Source organism: Duganella violaceipulchra (assembly GCF_019166075.1).
GTDB lineage: Bacteria > Pseudomonadota > Gammaproteobacteria > Burkholderiales > Burkholderiaceae_D > Rugamonas > Rugamonas violaceipulchra.
The window spans coordinates 1-343 of sequence record NZ_JAHTGR010000159.1 but is presented as its reverse complement, the minus strand read 5'-3'; the positions used below and the strand labels follow the sequence as shown (position 1 = coordinate 343).

At 50.4% G+C, this 343-nt stretch carries 2 tRNA genes and 1 rRNA gene; all 3 read left to right on the top strand.

Features of this window, described 5'->3' with window-relative positions:
* Positions 1-62 (top strand): 16S ribosomal RNA (locus KVP70_RS33480); the annotation flags it as partial.
* 65 nt (positions 63-127) lie between these two features.
* Positions 128-204, top strand: a tRNA-Ile gene (locus tag KVP70_RS33475).
* Positions 205-216: 12 nt separating this feature from the next.
* Positions 217-292, top strand: a tRNA-Ala gene (locus KVP70_RS33470).
* The last annotated feature ends 51 nt before the right edge of the window (positions 293-343 follow it).

The following is a 343-nucleotide window of genomic DNA, read 5'->3' as shown; positions in this document are numbered from 1 at the left end:
TGACTGGGGTGAAGTCGTAACAAGGTAGCCGTATCGGAAGGTGCGGCTGGATCACCTCCTTTCTAGAGTAGCACTCTTCTTCAAGCGTTCACACTTATCGACTGTAATGAAATAAAGAACAGCATTTGGGGCTGTAGCTCAGCTGGTTAGAGCACCGTGTTGATAACGCGGGGGTCGTTGGTTCGAGTCCAACCAGCCCTACCAGTCTTACCCAATGGGGGATTAGCTCAGCTGGGAGAGCACCTGCTTTGCAAGCAGGGGGTCGTCGGTTCGATCCCGTCATCCTCCACCAAGAGTTCAAATGTAAGGGTAAGCCCTTTAGATTTGATCTTTTAGAGATCAA